The 18,346-nt window shown below is 71.5% G+C and carries 17 protein-coding genes; 8 read left to right on the top strand and 9 right to left on the bottom strand.

Annotation, left to right across the window (positions count from 1 at the left end; genetic code table 11):
• Window positions 1-13: 13 nt before the first annotated feature.
• The 3 genes from BLW17_RS07720 to BLW17_RS07710 form a co-directional block, all read right to left on the bottom strand.
• The gene (locus tag BLW17_RS07720) at window positions 14-1,564 is read right to left on the bottom strand and encodes a glycosyltransferase family 32 protein (protein WP_074826389.1); all 1,551 of its coding nucleotides are present in this window, start codon (window positions 1,562-1,564) and stop codon (window positions 14-16) included.
• Between the two features lie 96 nt (window positions 1,565-1,660).
• Window positions 1,661-2,224, bottom strand: coding sequence for a CatB-related O-acetyltransferase (locus BLW17_RS18940; protein ID WP_231572800.1), 564 nt, complete (start codon window positions 2,222-2,224; stop codon window positions 1,661-1,663).
• Window positions 2,167-2,403, bottom strand: a complete 237-nt coding sequence (locus BLW17_RS07710; protein WP_052176467.1) for a hypothetical protein — start codon at window positions 2,401-2,403, stop codon at window positions 2,167-2,169. Before BLW17_RS07710 ends, BLW17_RS18940 begins: the two co-directional genes overlap by 58 nt.
• Before the next feature lie 175 nt (window positions 2,404-2,578).
• Between BLW17_RS07710 and BLW17_RS07705 the strand changes: the two genes are divergently transcribed.
• The 4 genes from BLW17_RS07705 to BLW17_RS07690 are packed head-to-tail and all read left to right on the top strand — an operon-like array spanning window position 2,579 to window position 8,082.
• A complete protein-coding gene (locus BLW17_RS07705; protein WP_036734458.1) occupies window positions 2,579-4,114 on the top strand; it encodes a hypothetical protein in 1,536 nt (511 codons plus the stop codon).
• Window positions 4,107-4,877: a hypothetical protein gene (locus BLW17_RS07700; protein ID WP_036734456.1), complete on the top strand. Its 771-nt coding sequence runs from the start codon at window positions 4,107-4,109 to the stop codon at window positions 4,875-4,877. Before BLW17_RS07705 ends, BLW17_RS07700 begins: the two co-directional genes overlap by 8 nt.
• On the top strand, window positions 4,877-7,198 hold the full coding sequence (locus BLW17_RS07695) for a sulfatase-like hydrolase/transferase (RefSeq protein WP_036734454.1): 2,322 nt from the start codon (window positions 4,877-4,879) through the stop codon (window positions 7,196-7,198). Before BLW17_RS07700 ends, BLW17_RS07695 begins: the two co-directional genes overlap by 1 nt.
• On the top strand, window positions 7,195-8,082 hold the full coding sequence (locus BLW17_RS07690) for a glycosyltransferase family protein (protein WP_036734451.1): 888 nt from the start codon (window positions 7,195-7,197) through the stop codon (window positions 8,080-8,082). Before BLW17_RS07695 ends, BLW17_RS07690 begins: the two co-directional genes overlap by 4 nt.
• Before the next feature lie 122 nt (window positions 8,083-8,204).
• Here BLW17_RS07690 and BLW17_RS07685 read toward each other — a convergent pair whose 3' ends face one another.
• The 4 genes from BLW17_RS07685 to BLW17_RS07670 all read right to left on the bottom strand — a co-directional run bounded on the left by BLW17_RS07685 (window position 8,205) and on the right by BLW17_RS07670 (window position 13,124).
• Window positions 8,205-10,013, bottom strand: a complete 1,809-nt coding sequence (locus tag BLW17_RS07685) for a glycosyltransferase family 2 protein (RefSeq protein WP_052176466.1) — start codon at window positions 10,011-10,013, stop codon at window positions 8,205-8,207.
• Window positions 10,007-10,939, bottom strand: a complete 933-nt coding sequence (locus BLW17_RS07680; RefSeq protein ID WP_036734448.1) for a hypothetical protein — start codon at window positions 10,937-10,939, stop codon at window positions 10,007-10,009. Before BLW17_RS07680 ends, BLW17_RS07685 begins: the two co-directional genes overlap by 7 nt.
• A 163-nt stretch (window positions 10,940-11,102) precedes the next feature.
• Complete coding sequence (locus BLW17_RS07675; RefSeq protein WP_036734445.1) at window positions 11,103-11,921, bottom strand: hypothetical protein; 819 nt, start codon at window positions 11,919-11,921, stop codon at window positions 11,103-11,105.
• Window positions 11,922-12,077: 156 nt separating this feature from the next.
• On the bottom strand, window positions 12,078-13,124 hold the full coding sequence (locus BLW17_RS07670) for a glycosyltransferase family 2 protein (RefSeq protein WP_052176465.1): 1,047 nt from the start codon (window positions 13,122-13,124) through the stop codon (window positions 12,078-12,080).
• Between the two features lie 259 nt (window positions 13,125-13,383).
• Here BLW17_RS07670 and BLW17_RS07665 point away from each other — a divergent pair, with 259 nt between their 5' ends.
• Genes BLW17_RS07665 through BLW17_RS07650 form a run of 4 tightly spaced genes read left to right on the top strand, consistent with a single transcriptional unit; the run spans window position 13,384 to window position 16,190 of the window.
• A complete protein-coding gene (locus tag BLW17_RS07665; protein ID WP_036734443.1) occupies window positions 13,384-14,676 on the top strand; it encodes an adenylosuccinate synthase in 1,293 nt (430 codons plus the stop codon).
• A gap of 4 nt (window positions 14,677-14,680) precedes the next feature.
• Window positions 14,681-15,319 (top strand): NAD(P)H-dependent oxidoreductase, encoded by a 639-nt coding sequence (locus BLW17_RS07660; RefSeq protein ID WP_052176464.1) that lies wholly within the window; start codon window positions 14,681-14,683, stop codon window positions 15,317-15,319.
• Window positions 15,316-15,534, top strand: a complete 219-nt coding sequence (locus BLW17_RS07655) for a DUF2842 domain-containing protein (protein WP_036712147.1) — start codon at window positions 15,316-15,318, stop codon at window positions 15,532-15,534. Before BLW17_RS07660 ends, BLW17_RS07655 begins: the two co-directional genes overlap by 4 nt.
• The gene (locus BLW17_RS07650) at window positions 15,531-16,190 is read left to right on the top strand and encodes a thiamine diphosphokinase (RefSeq protein ID WP_036734441.1); all 660 of its coding nucleotides are present in this window, start codon (window positions 15,531-15,533) and stop codon (window positions 16,188-16,190) included. Before BLW17_RS07655 ends, BLW17_RS07650 begins: the two co-directional genes overlap by 4 nt.
• 52 nt (window positions 16,191-16,242) lie before the next feature.
• Here BLW17_RS07650 and BLW17_RS07645 read toward each other — a convergent pair whose 3' ends face one another.
• Together BLW17_RS07645 and BLW17_RS07640 are read right to left on the bottom strand one after the other, a co-directional pair.
• Window positions 16,243-17,277, bottom strand: coding sequence for an ABC transporter permease (locus tag BLW17_RS07645; RefSeq protein ID WP_083388346.1), 1,035 nt, complete (start codon window positions 17,275-17,277; stop codon window positions 16,243-16,245).
• Window positions 17,270-18,277 (bottom strand): ABC transporter permease, encoded by a 1,008-nt coding sequence (locus BLW17_RS07640; protein ID WP_036699563.1) that lies wholly within the window; start codon window positions 18,275-18,277, stop codon window positions 17,270-17,272. The genes BLW17_RS07645 and BLW17_RS07640 overlap by 8 nt, the downstream gene beginning before the upstream one ends.
• Window positions 18,278-18,346: the final 69 nt, after the last annotated feature.

Raw genomic sequence — 18,346 nt, 5'->3', positions numbered from 1 at the left:
GTACCGCAGCCTTTTAGCCAGCCGCAGGGGCAGGGTGCAACCATGCCGGCTCGGGCCGGTCGGTCAGCCGGAACGCGACGAGCGAGCCGAGCCGGCCGCCGTCCTCGCGCACCGCCAGCGGGCGGTAGGCCAGCCCCTGCACCCGCAGCCGGTCGTTGAACCCGGCTGCCCCGCCCCCGGGCGAAGCCGCGACCACCACCGCGTCCTCAGCCATCAGCGGCCGCGCCGCGATCAGCGTGCCGAGCGCCGACAGGTCGGTGTCGGTGAAGAGCACGAAATCGAACCCCTCGTCCCCCGCGGCGGCGCGGGTGTCGGGGCGGGCGACGAAGGCGCGCTCGTCCCCGGCGGCGGCCAGCACGCGGTCGGGGAACCGCGCGGTCAGCCAGGCGCCGGCGGCGCCGACATAGGCGGCCCGGCGGGGCGGGTCGGGGTCCTTGGGCTGCGCCCAGCCGCCCGCATCGACCGAGGCGATCCGCAGCGCCGGATTCATTCGCAGCGCGGCCGCGATCAGGTGCCCGGTGTCGTGCCCCACCACCAGCGCGCGCCGCGCCGAGGCGAGCCAGCCCAGCAGCGCCGCCCGCAGCCCGCGGTTGGCGGTCCTGAGCTTGCTTTCGGCCAGCGGGTGGTTCTGCAGGTGGCGATAGAAATGCACTCCCTGGAACCGCGCCGGCAGACCCTCGGCCGCCATCGCCGCCGCCAGCGCCTCGCCGAGGGCTTCAAAATCCGCGGTGACCTCGGGACCGTCGAGCGCCCCGGCCGCGGTCGCCGCGGCGGCCTCGGCCGCCTCGCGTCGGGCGCTGTCGCGCTCGGGACGGGGCGGGGCGGTCTCGCCGGCGGCCCCCGCCAGCCGCTCGAGGATCGCCGCCCGCCGGGCCTCGATCTCGTCGGCGGACAGCACCTCGTCGGACGGGCCGCCCTCGCGGTTATAGGCCCACATCGAGGTGCCCCATTTCTGCTCGGCATAGACCCGGTCGGGGCCGTCATACCATTGGTCCGGCGCGCTCTTCTGCCACGGCACGAAATAATGCACGGGCCAGATCCGCAGCGTGTCGTCGCCCGGCGACAGTTCCCGGATCATCCCCCAGAGGAAGCGGTTCCCGGTCGAGGCCTCGGGCTTCCTCAGCTCCCACGGGGCGAGCGTCGCCAGCCGGTCGATCACCGCGCCGACGAAGGGGTTGCCCGGCTCGCAGGCGAGGATCGGGCAGACGCCGCGCCACGGGTCGCTCTCGGGCCGGTCGTGGACGGTGTAGGCGCGGGCGCCGTCGAGCAGCTCATCGACCGGGTGCAGGCAGATCGCGTCGGCATCGGCCATGAACCCGCCGTAGCGGTAGAGCAGCTCATAGCGCATCATGTCCTGCACCCCCGCCCAGGCGCCGCGCCACGCATATTCGTTGATCAGCGCGCGCAGCCGGAACGGATGGCCGGTCAGCGTGTCGTTGCCGAAGACCGTGTAGCTCCAGTCCGGATGGGCGGCGGGCCAGCTCTCCATCCAGCGCCGCGGGGCGGGGCGGGGGCCGATCCAGATATGGGACAGGCGCCGGGGGATGGGGGGCGGGGCGGTCATGGGCGGTCCTCGAGAGGCGCGGCGGAGTTGGGCGGGGGCGCAGGTGCGCGGGGGATCGGGGCAGCGGCGCGGGATGCGACCCCGCGCGGTATCCCGTCAGGCTCCGGCTGCGTCAACTCCCGCGATGGTGCCGTCCTTCAGGTGCCGTGCCAAAGGGCGATAATCGTAGGGCTTCGTCTGCCAGCCCGCCCGCGCGGCCTCGGCCTCGGCGACGAACGCCTCGGGCCGGTCGAAGGGCAGGTCGATGACCGAGGCGGGGTCGGCCTCCCACCAGGCCAGCGCGGCGAGGCGGCGGCTCACCTCGGGGTCGAGGCGGGGCCGGATCACCCGCGCCGGGACGCCGCCGACGATGGCATAGGGCGGCACGTCGCGGGTCACGACCGCACCCGCGGCGATCACCGCCCCGTCGCCGACATGGATGCCGCCCTTCAGGAGCACGTCCTGCCCGATCCAGACGTCATGGCCGATGGTGACCGGCGCCGACCCCCGCCCGGCAAAGCGAAGCGGCGCCTGCGGCTCGGGCATCCGGCAGCGGGCGCGGCCCTTTGCGACATAGAACCGCGGGCTGGTCGAGACCCAGTCGTGTGGATGGTTGTCGCCCATCACCCGGACGTTCTCGGCGATCGAGCAATAGCGGCCGATCCGGGTGCACGGAACCACGAAAGCGAATAGCTGTAGGCCCCGAGCGGCATGAGCCGCCCGCCCGGATGCTGGCCGAAGCGCTCGAACGCCGCCTGCGCGTGCTCGAGCCGCGCCCCGTTGCGCAGCTGCGGCCAGGCGATGAGCCCGCTCTCGCCCGCCCGGCGCGCATCGGTGACGATCCAGTCCTGATTAGCCATCCCGTCCGACCTTTCCGCCGCAGCCGCAGGCCACCCGGCCGCCGCCCCGTGCAGCCACACTGGAGCCGCCGCCCGCCACCACACCGCGGCTGGCATCAGCCGGCGTTTATCCCTACTGTGCCGCGCGAACCAGAGACCCCCGCCACCCCCCGCGCAGGCCGGAAAGGACGACCCCTTGAGCAGCACCAGCGATCATCCCGGCTTTCCCGTCCGCCAGGGGGTACTGGTGCGGGCGCGGAACGGCGACCTGATCCGCTATGACGCGACCGGGGTCACGCTGCGCCTCTCGGACCGGGTGATCGATGACATCCGCCAGCGCCTGGGCGCCGCCCCCGTGGCCGCCGGTGCCGGGACCGCGCCCGTCAGCGCAGGCGACCTCGCCGCGGCCGAGGCGGCGCTCGAGGCGGTGGACGCCTGGGACATCCGCATCGAGGGCGAGTGGCTGCGCTTCTCTGCCCGGCTGCCTGGGCGGCAGGGCGCGCGCGGCTTCCGCAAGCGCCTGCCCCGCGCCGAGGGCGGCAGCGCCGGCGGGATCATCGCCGACGCGCCCGGCCCGCTCATGGGCATCCTCGGCCTCGGCGGGGCGCGGGCGGCCCTGGCCTCGGCCGAGCGGCCCGGCTTTCCCTTCCACGTCCTCGGGGCCGACGACGACATCGGCGCGGTCGGCCAGTCCGGCGTCGATGCGGCGGCCGAAACCGACGGGCTCGACCAGCTGCGCGAGGTGACGCACGAGGCGCTGGTCGCCGACGCCTGCCTCGGCTGGCAGATCGAGACGCACGGCCCCCTGCCGCTGTTCGTCGCCCGGGCCGAGACCGACCGCGCCGCCAGCGCCGCGGAACTCGCCCAGGGGCCCGCCTTCGACAACCTGATGATCGCCGCCGCCAACCTGCGCCGCGCCGCCACCGCGCTGGGCAAGGAGCCGCGGATCTTCTGCGTCGCGCTCGACTTCGCGCTCGAGGAGCTGTCGGGCAGCGCCACCGCCTACCGCGACGCGATGATCGCCCTGATGGCGCGGATCGAGGCGGGGCTGGCCGCCCAGGGCTACGACCGGCCGCTCTTCGTCACCCGCCTTGACGCGGGCGCCCCCGGCCGCGCCACCGAGGCGCAGGTCGCGGGCCAGTGGGAACTCGCCTGGAACCACGGCGACCACCGGCTGATCACCTCGGCCCCGGGCTACATGTTCGAGACCGACGCCTACGACCGCCCGACCGAAGCCGCCCGCCGGCGCATGGCCGAGATGACCGCCGCCGCCGTCACCGCCGCCACCCCCCGCCCGCGCGAGCCGGACCCGCTGACCGACGGCTGGCGCTGCCCGATCTTCCACCTCGCCGAGATCGAGGCCGATGCCGACGGCGGGCCGGTGATCCGCATGATCGCGCAGGCGCTGGCGCCGCTGGTGCTCGAGGCGCCCGAGGCGCCGGGGGGCGGGCATCCGGTCGGCTTCACCCTGCGCGGGGCCACGAACGGCGCGCGGATCACCGGCGTCTCGCTCGACCCCGCCGATCCGCAGACCGTGCGCCTGCACCTCGACCGCGCGCCCGAGGGCGAGGCGGTCAGCGTCGCCTATGGCTGGGGCGCGCCCGATGCGGACGCAGGCCAGGCGGTGCGCGACGGGTGGGAACTCGCCGCCGCGGATGGCGGCACGCTGCACCGCTGGGCGCTGCCCTGCGTGCTGCCCGTGCACCCCGGCCGGGGGGCGCGCCATGACTGATCCCGCCCCGATCCAGATCGACCGCGACCTGCCCGAGGCGATCCTCGCCGACGCCCCCGCCGCCGCCGTGGCGGCGCTGGTCCGGGCCTCCGGCGGCGTCTGGCTGCGCGGCCGCCCCGAGGACTTCCTGCGCACCCCCGACGGCGCCCCCGAGGGCTGGTCGGCGAGCGACGACCGCCGCGCGATCCCGACCGACCCCGCCCAGGGGCAGGTGATCGTCGCCGAGGCCGAGGGGCAGGCGGGCCTCGTCTGCCGCACCGGGCTGCACGGTGGGATGGTCCTGACCGACCTCGCCCCCGGCCGCGCGATCACGCTGGCGGTGGTATGGCACCCGCACCGGACCGAGCCGGCGCGCACGCTCCTCTGCCTCAACCCCAGCGCCGCGGGCGGGGCCTATCTCTTCCTCTCGCACGGCGAGGACGGCTTCACCCTCAAGGACACCGCCGAGCAGGCGGTGCTGACCGTCCCCGACGCCCGCCGCGACGGCGCCCCCGTGCGGATGCTGGTCGTCAGCGCCGGGCCCTCGGGCCTCGCGCTCTGGCAGGACGGCGGCACCGTCGTCCGCGCGCCGGCCGAGATGGACCCGCTGCCCGCCCGCGCCGATCTCTTCATCGGCTGCCGCAGCCAGCGCCGCGGCCTGGCCAAGACGCTGGGCGCCAGCCTCATCCGCGAGGTCATCGTCCTGCCCGGCCAGCAGGCGCTGTCGGACGAGACCGGCCCGGCGCTCGCCGCGCTCGCCGCGCATTTCCGCTGGGGCCTCTGATGGCGTTCCGGCCCGAGCGGCTCGCCGAGGGGAACCTCTGCGTCATCTGGGTCGACGACATGATCGACGTCTGGACCTGGCGCGAGGCCTTCGGGCTGCGCATCGAGACCCCGAACCTTGACGCGATGATGGCCCGCGCGGTGCGCTTTTCGAACGCCTACGCGACCGTGCCGCTCTGCGCCCCCTGCCGGGCCGAGATCGCCACCGGGCTCTCGCCGTTCCGCAGCGGGCTGGTGGACCTCAACCGCTTCTGGCGCGACGTGATGCGCCCCGAAAAGGCCTGGGCGCACGACCTGCGCCGGGCGGGCTGGCACAACTTCACCACCGGCAAGGTGGACGCCAACTACAAGCCGATGCCCGCAGCCTACCGGCGGATGCTGTTTCACGAGGACCTGCCTGCGGCCGACGATTCCAACCGGCTGCGGGTCAAGGAATACCTCGACCGCGGCCCCGGCATCCGCGGCGTCAACCACCCCGACGACGACGGGGCGCAGGACGACCGCTTCTACGACTGGACGGTGGCCGAGAACGCCATCCGTTTCCTCGACCGCGCAGACCCGTCGCGGCGCAACCTCATCCAGCTCGGCTTCAAGCACCCGCATTACAACCTGGAATCGCCCGACCGCTTCTACGCCCAGTACGACCCGGCGGCGATCGTCTGGCCGTCCTCGGCCGCGCCCGAGGACTACTTCGGTCCCCAGCCCGGCTTTGCCGTCTACGAGGCCGCCTATATCGCCAACGGACGCTGGACGCCCGAGAAATCCGGCGACGAGGCCTGGCGGCAGGTGGTGCGCGCCTATTTCGCGGCGACCAGCCACGCCGACCACGAGATCGGCCGCTTCATGCGCGCGCTCGAGGCCTCGCCGCTGGGGCGCGACACCACGGTGGTGTTTCTCTCGGACAACGGCTTCAACCTCGGCACCCACGACAGCTTCCACAAGATGAGCCAGTGGGACAGCGCGGCCCATGTCCCGCTGGCGATCTGGCACGCGGAACTTGAGGGGCGCACGGTCGACCTGCCGGTCTCGCTGCACAACCTGCCCAAGACGCTGATGCAGCTCGCGGGCCTTCCGCCGCGGCCCGACTGGACCTCGGGGCAGAGCCTGCTGCCGCTGATCGACCCGGTGTTCGGGACCTATGACCGGACGAAATCGCCCGTCACCAGCGTCTTCGGCACGCTCTCGGTCAGGCCCTCGACCGAGGGGCTGACGCATCTTCGCTATTTCCGCTATCCGAACGGGGAAGAGCACGTCTATGACCTCGCCGCTGATCCCGGCGAGACGACGAACATCGCCGCGACAGCCCCGCTCGAGACGCTGCGGGCCGAGCTGGTGGCGGGCGCGCTCGACCTTGGCCTGGACCTGCGCGGGTTCGAGAACCCGGCCCGCGGGGTCAACGCCATGATGGCCGTGGACGGCAGCGTGGTGATGGCGGGCGGGCGCGGCGACACCGACTACTGGGCCTACGGTCCGGCCGCCGAGCGCATCCGCGAGACCCGCGACGGCGGCATGGACACGCTGTGGTTCATGGCCGGGCCGGACGACTACGTCCTGCACTGTCCGCCCTATGTCGAGCGCATCCGCATCGCCACGGTGCTGACCCGCAAGGAAACCGACCTGACTGAGGGCAAGGTGCTGCGCATCGTCGCCCACCCCTCGAGCCCGATCCACTTCGAGACCTCGGAGCGGGTCGAGGTCGACGTGACCGGCTCGGACGGCGACGACATCATGCTGGGGCCGAAATACGGCGGCGCGACCTTCCACGGCGGGGCGGGCAATGACCTGCTCAAGGCCATCGCCACGCTGCCCTCGAGCCACCACCGCTTCTATGGCGGGGCGGGGTCGGACACGCTGATGGGCGGGCCGGGGGCGGACACGCTCGACGGCGGGACCGGCGACGACGTGATCCACGGGCGGCGCGGGCGCAACACGATCTTCGGCGGCCACGGCAACGACCTGATCACCGACGGCGACGGCAGCTCGCGCATCGACACCGGCCCGGGTCGCAACCGCGTGGTGCTGGGCTCGGGCGACGACGAGGTGTTCGTCGGCACCGGCGTCAACCTCATCTCGCCCGGCCCGGGCAACGTCCGCTTCACCATCGGCTACGGCGGGGTGACGGTGATCGAGACCTGGCGCCCGGGCCAGACCTACGACCTGACCGCCTGGCCCGCGCCCCCCGCGCTGACCGACTGCGGTGCGGGCGTGGTGCGGCTGAACCTCGGGCTGTCGTGGGTCGAGCTGCGCGAGGTCGGCGACCCGGCCGCGGTCGCGGGGCAGGTGGTCGGGCCCGAGGGGCCAGCGAAGGAGCGCAGGGGATGAAGATCGCGGCTGTCACCCATGTCCGGAACGACGACTTCTACCTCGGGAAATGGGTCGATCATTACGGCCGCCTGCTGGGGCGCGACAACCTCCACATCCTGCTTGACGGGTCCGACTGGCAGCCGGGCGTCGATCTGACCGGCACGAATGTCACGGTCGTGGAGCGCCAGATCACCCGTATGAACCGGGTCCGCATCGACCGCCGCATGGCCCGCCTTCAGCACGAGACGATGGCGCGGCTCTTCGGCGAACTCGGGGTCGATGCGGTGATCAAGGGCGATGTCGACGAGCTGATTGTGCCCCACGCGGGCCGCTCGATCACCGAGGCGGCGGCGCAGGTGCGCGAGGCGGGGGTGATCTATTCGCTGGGTGTGGACGTGGTCCACAACACCGCCGCCGAGCCGCCGCTCGACCCCGCCCGCCCGGTCATGTCGCAGCGCCATTACGGCGTCATCAGCCAGAGCTACTGCAAGGTGAACCTCGTCGGGCGCGAGGCCTTTGCCGCAGGGGTCACGGTCAACGCCGGCGGCCACCGGGCCAGCGCCTGGCCCGTGCACGTCAGCACCGGCTACACCATGCTGCATCTCGGCTTCTGCGACCGCGGCTTGTGGGAGGAGCGCACCCTCCCGCGCCTCGCCGCTGACCGGGAGGGGGCCTTCAAGGCCTATTTCGACGACCGGGTGCGGATCTACGACGGGCTCGCGGCCATCACCGAGTTCCACGCCCTCGACAGCGCCGCCGCCCGCGCCGCGGCGGAGCTGAGCTTCGACGCCGCGGGCAACCGCCTGACCGCGGCCAGCAAGTTCAGCGGCGGCAACCTGCGGGTGTTCGACAGCGCCGACTATGCGGTGCGGCTGGACGACCGCTTCGAGGGCGTATTTTAGAGCCCGCGCGCAACCTCAGCCGGGCGGCAAGTCCCTGCCGCCCGCGCCCGCCCGTCTTCCCTGTCCAGATATCCCCGCGGGAGGCACGACGACGCCAGCCGCCAACGCGGCCGGCCAGCCCCTCAGCGCCGGCGCCAGACGAGCGATCCGCCCTCGGCCTGCGCCACCTCCTCCTCGAACCCAACGGCGGCGAGCGCGGGGCCATACTCCACCCGCATCCGGTCGCGGTCGGCGGTGCTCTCGAACGGCAGCACGATCCGCCGCACCGTCTCGAGCGGCGCCGCCGCCAGCACTGCCGGCGTCACCCCGGCGGCGGGCGAGACCCGCAGCGCGTCGGGGCGGAAGTCGCGCAGATAGGCCGCGAGCCCGCCCGCCGCCGCCCCCGTCTCTCCCGGCAACCGCAACGGCCCCGAGACCATCCGCAGCCGCGCCGTGTCGTCCAGCCCATTGCGGCGCTGGATCGCCTGCGCCGCCGCCGCGACCCCGGCGCGCGTCTCGTGGCTCATCGCCACCAGCGCCGGGTCGGCCTTGAGCGCCTTGAGCACCGGCAGCCCCACCCCCGCGCCAAGGTCCAGCAGCCGCGCCGCTCCACCGATCTGCGCCACGACGTTGCGCGCCGCGCGTCGGTCGAACTTGCCCGCCAGGATCGCCATCACCGCCTCGCCCGAGAACACCTGCGGGTCGGCGGGCAGCAGGATCTCCTGGTTCGCCACCCACTCGACCGCGTCTTCGGGCGAGGGGGCCGCGGTCCCGGCCAGATAGGCGTCCGCGGCGGGGGCAGGCGGGGCCCCGCTGTCGCCGGCCTCGGCCCGGCGCGCGGCCACCTCGTCGGCGGTGCGCCGCTCGACCCGGCTCATCATCGCAGCGATCTTGGCCGGGTCGCGGGCCTGCGGGGGCTTCGCCTCCACATCCGTGATCGGCACCCGCCCGGCCTCGATCAGCGAGGCCCTGAGCCCCTGATAGGCCGCCGTCTCGCGCAGCTCGCCCAGCCGCGCCTCGACGCGGGCCAGCGCCGCCTCGTGCAGCCGCGCGAGCTCGGGATCTTCCAGCAGCGCCGCCATGATCCGCGCCCGCTCGGGGGCATGGCGCAGGATGCGGCGATCCTCGACCTCGTTGCGGTCCTGCAGCGACCAGTAGTCGGCGTTGTACTTGTCCTTCTTGTTGTTCACGTTGCCGCGCAGCCGCCGGATCGCATAGGCGTCGATCGACTTGACCGCATAGTGGTTCATCTGCGCCCAGTCATAGCCCAGCGTCCGCCGGATCGACCGCCAGCCGCGGAACTTGAAGTAATCCTCCATCGGCTGGCCCGAGCCGTTGAGCCAGCGCACCGTATCCGGAAACCCGTCCTCAAGGTGCTTGTTGCGGATCGAGGGCCGGTGGATGCCGAGCTTCCAGTACTCGGGGTCGAAGCGGAACAGCGTCTTGACCCCCCAGCCCTTGTTCCAGAGCGGCGGCGCGGCCCGCGTGTACTGCTCGGTCACCGGCGCCCGCGACCAGTCCGTGACCCCGTTCGAGCCGAAGATGCGCCAGGTCACGACGATCCCGTTGGCGCCCCTGGCCACGGCGTCGTCGAGCATCCCCGAGACGGTCCCCGAGGGGTGGTTCACCGACAGGAACTCGTCGGCATCGAACACCATCACCCAGTCCGCCGCCGCCACCAGCGGCTCGTCCTGCGCGTAATTCAGCGCCGAGGGCTGCGGCTTGACGCCCTCGGGGATGGCATTCTCGCGGTGATGGGCCAGCCCTAGCGCCTCAAGCCGCTGCAGCATCTCGACCGTCCCGTCGGTGCAGTCGTTGGTGTAGACGAGAAGATCGGTGAACCCGACCGCGAGGTGATGGGCCACCCACTCGAGCAGATAGGGCGCCTCGTCCTTCATCATCGACACGGCGAGGATTGTGCCGCGGGGGGAGGTGGGTTTGACGGTCAGCATCCGGCTGCGTCTTCGGTGCCCGACGTCAGTGCGGGACAATCGCCGGCCGGCACCGTCACGATCGTCCCCAGATTGATCCCGGCAATCAGCGTTGACGGATCGACACAATACATCTGCTGGTAGAGCTCAACGAGCTCTGCTTTCCCGCGTGCGGCGGTGTCTCGGATCAGTTCTGCCTGCAGCTGGCGCTTGTCGCCCATCATCGGCGCGTTCACGGTGCCATCGAGGCGGGACAGGTGTTTGCGCATCCAGGATTCGACGGGTTGGGCGTCGTAGTGGCGCAGCCGCAATGCATCTGTCCGGACTTGCCCCATTCGCGCGGCCAGCGCGCCCTTGTAGTTGTGCAGCGGCAGGGACTGATCGGCGTCGATGGCTGCAATCCTGACAAACGGCTTGCCGCGACGATGCGCCCAATACCCGGCGTTCGTCAGCTCGATGCGGTCACCGTAACGCGCCCCCCAGAATGACTTGGACAGGTTGAACGCCGTATGCGCCTTGAACCAGGGTGTGGCGAACGTCGCCATGAAGTCCCTGGGCGGCTCGAGATATACAGCTTCGACCGCGGGGACGATGATCGTGTGGCAATCCCCGGGCAGTGCCGCCAGCGCAGCGGCAACGGTATCGGCGCCGGGTTGGACGGCGAGATGCTCGTCGATGTCACATTGCAGCAGCCACTCCGCGTCCGAGGCATCTGCCGCCCGCCGCGCGTTAAACATCTGGCGGTGCTCAACGGCGTCCGGGCGCCGGCCGTGCCAGTGGTGGGGGGTGCAGACGGTTTCGCGCACGCCGTCCAGAGCCAGTCTCTCGGCCGACGGGTCGTCGTAGTGGACGTGGACCACCCCGGCGCCCAGCGCGTGATAGACAGCGGCGAAATGGCGCACCACCTCGGGCGGGGCGATGGTGGTGACGGCGACATCCCAGGTCATCGGCAGTTCCGCTTCCGGCGCGGACAATCCGTAACGGGTCCGCTCCAGCCTAGCCTGGAACGGGCCGGGCCGAGCACGTCTCCGGGCACGCCGGGCGACCCCACCCGCAGGGTGGGCGTGGACAGAGTGGCAAGGTCGTGAGCCCCCGCGTCCGCCATCCCGCTCACGCCTCGAGCGCGCCGGCCGGGTCAATCCCCACCTGCTCGCACATCCGCGCCGCGTAGCTGTTCGCCAGCGGCGGGTTCTTGCGCCAGTAGGGCTTGGTCCCGTTGGTATAGAGATGCACCGACACCGTCTGGTCGGTGAAATGCCCCTCGACCCGGCCATAGGGGTCGAAGAACACGTCGTTGAGCTGGAACGGCACCGGGTAGAGCACGTCCGGCGTCATCGCCCGCGCGATGTCGCCGGTCTGCTGCGCGAACCAGGTGAAGGCCTGCGGCCCGAAAGCCGTGCGCTCGGTCTTGTAGATCGCCGCGGCGTGGGTCAGCCCGCCCTTTTCGGTCAGCTTGTCCATCTGCCGGCGCTGCTTGCGGCTCCACCAGGCGGGATAGTCGGGCAGGTTGTCGTAATAGTCGATCAGCCGGTCCATCAGCTCGCACTGCTGCGGCAGGCCGACCACGCCGCAGTTCAGCGCCCCGCGCATCCCGTGGCCCGCGAACAAATAGTCCCACTCGTCGGGGAAGGGCTTGTGGCAGAAGGCGTCGCAGTCGATCCACAGCGCCCCGGTCTGCGCGATCATCTTGTAGCGGAAGACGTTCGACAGGAACGAGGCCGAGGTCGCCTCGACCAGGTCCATGTCCAGCGCCATGATCTCGGATGCCGGGCGGATCACCACCCCCTCGGGGGCATTGTCCACCGCGTCGGTGCAGTAGAGCGTGACCGGATGCCCGTGATCGAGATGCGACTTGAGGCAGAGCTGGTTGAGGTAGTGCAGCTTCTCTCCGATCCACAGCGAGGCGACGGGGCGGCGGGTCTGGGTCATCTGGTCCTCGGGGTGGCGGCGGACGGGGGACGGGTGCGGCAGGTCGTCGGCGGCGGGCGCCGCGCGACGGTCGGGCGTCTTTTAGCCGTCCGGCGCGGGCCTTTCCAGAGGCGGTGGGCTGTCCGGGGGACAGCGGCACCGGACCTGCGCCGTGCCTCACCCCTCGTCGGCGCGCCCCTTCGCGTCCGGCTGGGCGTGGCGGCGGAGCTCGCACAGCGCGAGCTGTTGGTCCATCGGCAGCACCGGGGTGTCGGGGACCTGCACGAGATGCGAGTAGAGCAGGAAGCTCTCGTGCTCGCGCAACAGCGCCGCGATCCGGGCGCGGCGGTGGGCGATGCCCGCGTCGTGCAGCCGCGCCACCTCGGGGTCGGCCCGCAGCGCCGCGATCCCCGCCTCGATGCCGGGCAGGTGGCGCTGGATCGAGAGGTCCTCGACGGCGTTGAAGTTGCGCTCGACCCAATAGGCGAGGTCGATGGCCATGTCGCTGCGGTTCGGCCGGCCGCGGCGGGTCTTGACGAGGAAGCTCTCGGCCGACCCCAGCGCATAATGGTTGACCTGCGCGAGCGCGTATTTCGGCTCGGTCGAGATGGTGAACGACCCGAACCGCCGCCGCACCCGCGCGCCGTTGCCGTCCACCCAGGCCGCGCCGATCGCCGCCCCCGCCTTGCCCTGCGGCAGGTGCACGCCCAGCCGCCGCACGTCGGGGGTGACGCGGAACAGCGTCTTCACCTGGCTCGCCCTCAGCGGCCAGATCATCCGGTCAGGCGCGGCCCGGCGGAACTGGGAGGTCACCGGCGCCGGGTCGAAGCGCAGGATGCCGCCCGAGCCGAACATCCGCCAGGTGACCACGAACCCCTCGGCCTCGGGCACGGCCGCGAAGAGGTCGTCCAGCCGCCCGTCGCCCGCGTGGATCACCAGGAACTCGTCCACGTCCGCGACCATCGCCCAGTCGGCGGCGCGGAACAGCGGGTGGTCCTTGGCCCGCGTCAGCGCCTGCCACTGGATCGCCTTCTTCCCCTGCCGCGGGTTCGGGACATGGGTGACGATTCCCAGCGCCGCGAGCCGGTCCAGCAGCGCGTCGGTCCCGTCGGTGCAGTCGTTCGAATAGATCAAAAAATCGGTGAAGCCGATCAGCCGGTGATAGGCGATCCATTCGAGCACGAAGGGCGCCTCGTCGCGCATCGTCGAGATCATCAGCCGCATGAGCGCCCCTCGGTCACGGCCCCCGGCCGGCGCCGCAGACTAGCGCGGGGCGGGACGCGCGGCCAGTCTCGCCCGGCCACTCCTGCACGGCCCGGCGCAGCCCGGATCGTTCGCATGAACTGTGCATGAACGTTGCATGAACCTTGCACGAACATCGGACGGATCGTGCATCGCCCTGTACCGAGCGTGCCGAATCCCTGCTTTCACGCGGGAGGCGCCGCCGCTATACCGCCTGCGGACCGGACGAAAGGACTCGCTGATGGCGAACGTGGTGGTGGTCGGCGCCCAGTGGGGCGACGAGGGCAAGGGCAAGATCGTCGATTGGCTGAGCGAGCGCGCCGACGTGATCGCCCGGTTCCAGGGCGGCCACAACGCCGGGCATACGCTGGTCATCGGCAACCAGGTGTTCAAGCTGTCGCTGTTGCCCTCGGGGATCGTGCGGCAGGGCAAGCTCGCCGTGATCGGCAACGGCGTCGTGCTCGACCCCTGGGCGCTGTTCTCGGAGATCGACAAGCTTTCCGGCCAAGGCGTTCAGATTTCGACGGAAAACCTTGTCATCGCCGAGAACACCCCGCTCATCCTGCCGCTGCACCAGGACCTCGACCGGCTGCGCGAGGAGGCCGCGGGCGCGGCCAAGATCGGCACCACCGGCCGTGGCATCGGCCCGGCGTATGAGGACAAGGTCGGCCGCCGCACCATCCGCGTGGCCGATCTGGGCGACGAAGAGACGCTCGACAGCCGCCTTGACCGGCTGCTCGCCCATCACGACGCGCTGCGCGCGGGGCTGGGGGCCACGCCCATCGACCGCGCCGAGCTCAAGGCGAAACTGCTCGAGATCGCGCCGAAGCTTCTGCCCTATGCGCAGCCCGTGTGGCGGATCATGGCGGACGCCCGCAAATCCGGCAAACGCATCCTCTTCGAGGGCGCGCAGGGCTCGCTGCTCGACATCGACTTCGGCACCTATCCCTATGTCACCTCGTCGACCACGATGTCCGGCATGGCCGCCTCGGGCACCGGCATGGGGCCCGGCGCCATCGGCTATGTGCTTGGAATCGTGAAGGCCTACACCACCCGCGTCGGCTCGGGCCCGTTCCCGACCGAGCTCGAGGACGAGATCGGTCAGCGGCTGGGCGAGCGTGGCCGCGAGTTCGGCACCGTCACCGGCCGCAAGCGCCGCTGCGGCTGGTTCGACGCGGCGCTCGTGCGACAGACGTGCGCCATCTCGGGCGTGAACGGCATCGCGCTGACCAAGCTCGACGTGCTCGACGGGTTCGAGACGCTGAAGATCTGCACCGGCTACACGGTGGACGGACGGCACTACGACTACCTCCCCACTGCCGCCGCGCTGCAGGCCCGCGCCGAGCCGGTCTACGAGGAAATCGAGGGCTGGTCGCAGTCGACCGAGGGTGCGCGCAGCTGGGCCGACCTGCCGGCGGCGGCGATCAAGTACGTCCGCCGGATCGAAGAGCTGATCCAGTGCCCCGTTGCGCTGCTCTCGACCAGCCCCGAGCGCGACGACACCATCCTCGTCACCGACCCCTTCGCGGATTGAGCCGATGCGGGTCCTGATCCTCGACGGCCACCCGGACGAGAACCGCCTGACGGGCGCGCTGCTCGACGCCTACGAGGCCGCGCTGCCCCCCGGCACCTCGGTCGCGCGGCTCGCCGTCCGCGATCTCGACTTCGATCCCAACCTGCGCGAGGGCTACGAGTCCGTGCAGGAGTGGGAGCCGGACCTGCATCTCGTCTGGCAGGCGATCCTCGGCGCCGATCACGTGGTGCTGGGCTTCCCGCTGTGGTGGGGGGCCGAGCCGTCACGGACCAAGGGGCTGTGGGACCGGCTGCTGGTGCCGACCAAGGCGTTTCAGGTCGAAGAGGGCGCGCTGCTGCAGGACCCGCTGCTGCGCGGGCGCTCGGCCGATCTGGTGGTGACGATGGACACCCCGCCCGCGGTCTATCGCTGGCTGATGCGCGACCCGGTCGGGCAGCGGATCGGCTGGCAGGTGTTCGGCTACTGCGGCATCGACCCGGTGCGGCGCTATTACTTCGGCATGGTCCGCGACGGCGGCGCCGAGCGCAACTTCGACCGCTGGGCGGGCCGGCTGGGCCATGCGGCGCGGACGGCGCATCGGCTGCGGCGCCGGGACGTGGCGCGCGAACAGGCGCTCGAGGCCGAGGCGGAGCAGTCGTCATGAACCTCGCGCAACGCAAACGCTGGTCGCTGGTGCTGCTGCTCGTGTGGCTGCCGCTCTACCTCGCCTTCGCGTGGTGGCTGCTGGCGTGGGTCTCGGACCAGTTCGGCGGGCGGCCGCCGGCGTGGCTGGAACTGCCGCTCTACCTCGTGCTGGCCTTCGCCTGGGCGATCCCGTTCCGGCGGGTGTTCTCGGGCATCGGCCGAGGCGACGAATGAGCCACGCGCCCGCCCTCTCGGTGGCCGAGGGGGTGACGCTGATCGGCGGTGGCGAGGTCGGGCCGCAGGCGCTCGCCGCGGCATTGGCGCTGGCTCCGGTCGTGGCGGCGGCTGACAGCGGAGCCGACACCGCGCTGGCGCGGGGACTGGTGCCGTGGGCAGTGATCGGCGATCTCGACAGCCTTTCGGACGACGCCCGCGCCCGGCTCGCCCCGGTGCTGCACCACGTCCCCGAGCAGGACACCACCGACTTCGAGAAGGCCCTGGCGCGCATCGCCGCGCCCTTCGTCCTCGCCGTGGGCTTCGCCGGGCCGCGGCTCGATCACGCGCTGGCGGCGCTGAACATCCTCGCCCGCCGCGTCGGCCCGCCGACGATCCTGCTGACCGAAGCGGACGCCGTGCTTTGCTGCCCCCCGCGCGTGACGGCCGACCTGCCGCCCGGCACGCGGCTCTCGCTCTTCCCGATGGGCCCGGCGCGGGCCGAGGCCCACGGGTTGCGCTGGCCGGTCGAGGGGATCGGCTTCGCCCCCGGCGGCCGCATCGGCACCTCGAACGAGATCACCGGCCCGCTGCGGCTCTCCATTCAGGGCGAGATGCTGCTGATCCTCCCGCTGTCCGAGCTGGAAACGGCGCGGACCATAGCCCGCGCCGCCTGAGTTCTCTCTTGCGCAAATATCCCGGGGTCCGGGGCAGCGCCCCGGTCCGGCCTCACCGCCCGCGGATCCGCGGGTCCATCGCGTCGCGCAGACCGTCGCCGATGTAGTTCACGGTCAGCACCGTGAGCGAGATGAGCAGCCCCGGCAGGACCACCCGCATCGGATAGGTCTGCATCTGCGGGATCGCGTCGAACAGCAGCCGCCCCCAGGTCGGGAAGTCCGGCGGGAAGCCGAGCCCGAGGAAGGACAGCGCCGATTCGGTGATGATGGCGCTGGCGATCCCCAGCGTCGCGGCGACCATGATCGGCGACAGAACGTTGGGCAGGATGTGCCGCATCACCATCCGCCGGTTCGGCGTGCCGATCGAGCGGGCGGCGAGGATGAACTCGCGCTCTTTCAGGCCCAGCACGTCGCCGCGCACGATCCGCGCCGCCTGCATCCACGAGGTCGCGCCGATGGCGACGACGATCAGCAGGAACGTCCCGGTCCCGGTGCCGAGGTTCTTCGACAGCGGCTCGCGGAACAGCGTCACCATCAGCAGCAGCAGCGGCAGCAGCGGCAGCGCAAGGAACAGCTCGATCAGCCGCGACAGCGGCGCGTCCAGCCGGCGGTAGTAGCCGGCGAGGATGCCGATCAGGCTGCCGAGCGTCACCGCGATGACCATCGCCGTCATGCCGACCGCGATCGAGGTCTGGCCGCCCGCCATCAGCCGCGAGAGCGTGTCGCGCCCGAGCTGGTCGGTGCCGAGCGGGTGCGCCCAGCTCGGCCCGGTGTTGCGGTTGCGGATGTCCACGAAGGTCGGGTCGATGGTCCAGATCCAGGGGCCCACCAGCACGAACAGCAGGATCGCCACGAACAGCACCAGCGCGATCATCGCGCCGGTGTGGCTGCGGAACTGCGCCCAGACGTCGCGCCACTGGCTCCGCGTCGCCGGGGTCGCGGGCGTCGCGCTGACCGGATCGTCGGGCGGCAGGGTCGAGGCCGCCGGCGCCGCCGCGTTGGACGCGGTCTCGCGCAGCAGCTCGGTGCGGTGGCGGGCGGGCTCGGCCGCGCGGGCGGCGGCGGTGGAGGGGGTGGGCTCAGTCATAGCGGATCCGCGGGTCGAGGATGCCATAGAGCAGATCGGCGATCAGCGTGAACACCACGATCAGGATGGCAAAGATGAAGGTGAGCGTCAGCACCATCGGGATGTCGTTGGCGTGGATGGCCGAGATCAGCAACTGTCCCAGACCGTTCACGCGGAACACCTGCTCGGTGATGATGGCGCCGCCGAAGACCGCCGGTAGCCCCAGCGCGATCACGGTCACGACCGGGATCAGGCTGTTGCGCAGGACGTGCTTGAGGACCACGGTCTTCTCCGACAGCCCCTTGGCGCGGGCGGTGCGGACATAGTCCTGGCGCAGGTTGTCGAGCATCGAGGCGCGCATGAAGCGGCTGATCTGCGCGGCGTTGTAGAGCGCCAGCACCGTCACCGGCATGATCATCTGCCGCACCTGCTGCCAGAAGCTCGCCCAGTCCGTCACCCGCAGCGTGGTGTCATAGACCGAGGGGAACCACTGCAGGTTCACGGCGAAGATGATGATCAGCACCACCCCGGTGAAGAAGGTCGGCATCGAGAACCCGACCATCGAGACGAACGTCCCGAGCTGGTCGAACCACGAATACTGCTTGTAGGCCGAGATGATCCCGATCGGGATCGCGATCAGCACGCCCACGAGGTAGCTGAAGCCGACGACGATCAGCGTCTGCGGGATGCGCTGGGCGATCACGTCGAACACCGGCACCCGCGACTGGAAGCTGATGATGCGCTGCTGCCCCTCGACGATCGAGGTGCCGAACGCCTGGTCGATCCAGTGCATCGGCTCGATCCAGAAGAACTGCTTCAGCCACAGCACGTAGCGGATGTACCACGCCTGGCCGAGGCCGAGCGCCTCGCGCATCCGCTCTTTCACCTCGGGCGGGACGGTCAGGGGAACGTCGCCCAAGGGGTCGCCGGGCGACAGCTCGAGCAGAAGGAAGATCACCAGCGAAATGAACAGGAGAGTCGGGATCGCGAGCAGCAATCGCCGCAAAGCATAGGTCAGCATGAGCCTGCCCCGGAACGAAAGGGGCCGCCCCGCCTCGGGGGCAGGGCGGCCGGGTTGATGGGGATGGGC

Source organism: Paracoccus sanguinis (assembly GCF_900106665.1).
Lineage (GTDB): Bacteria > Pseudomonadota > Alphaproteobacteria > Rhodobacterales > Rhodobacteraceae > Paracoccus > Paracoccus panacisoli.
The sequence above is the reverse complement of the archived record's forward strand: the minus strand, read 5'-3'. Positions and strand labels throughout refer to the sequence as shown.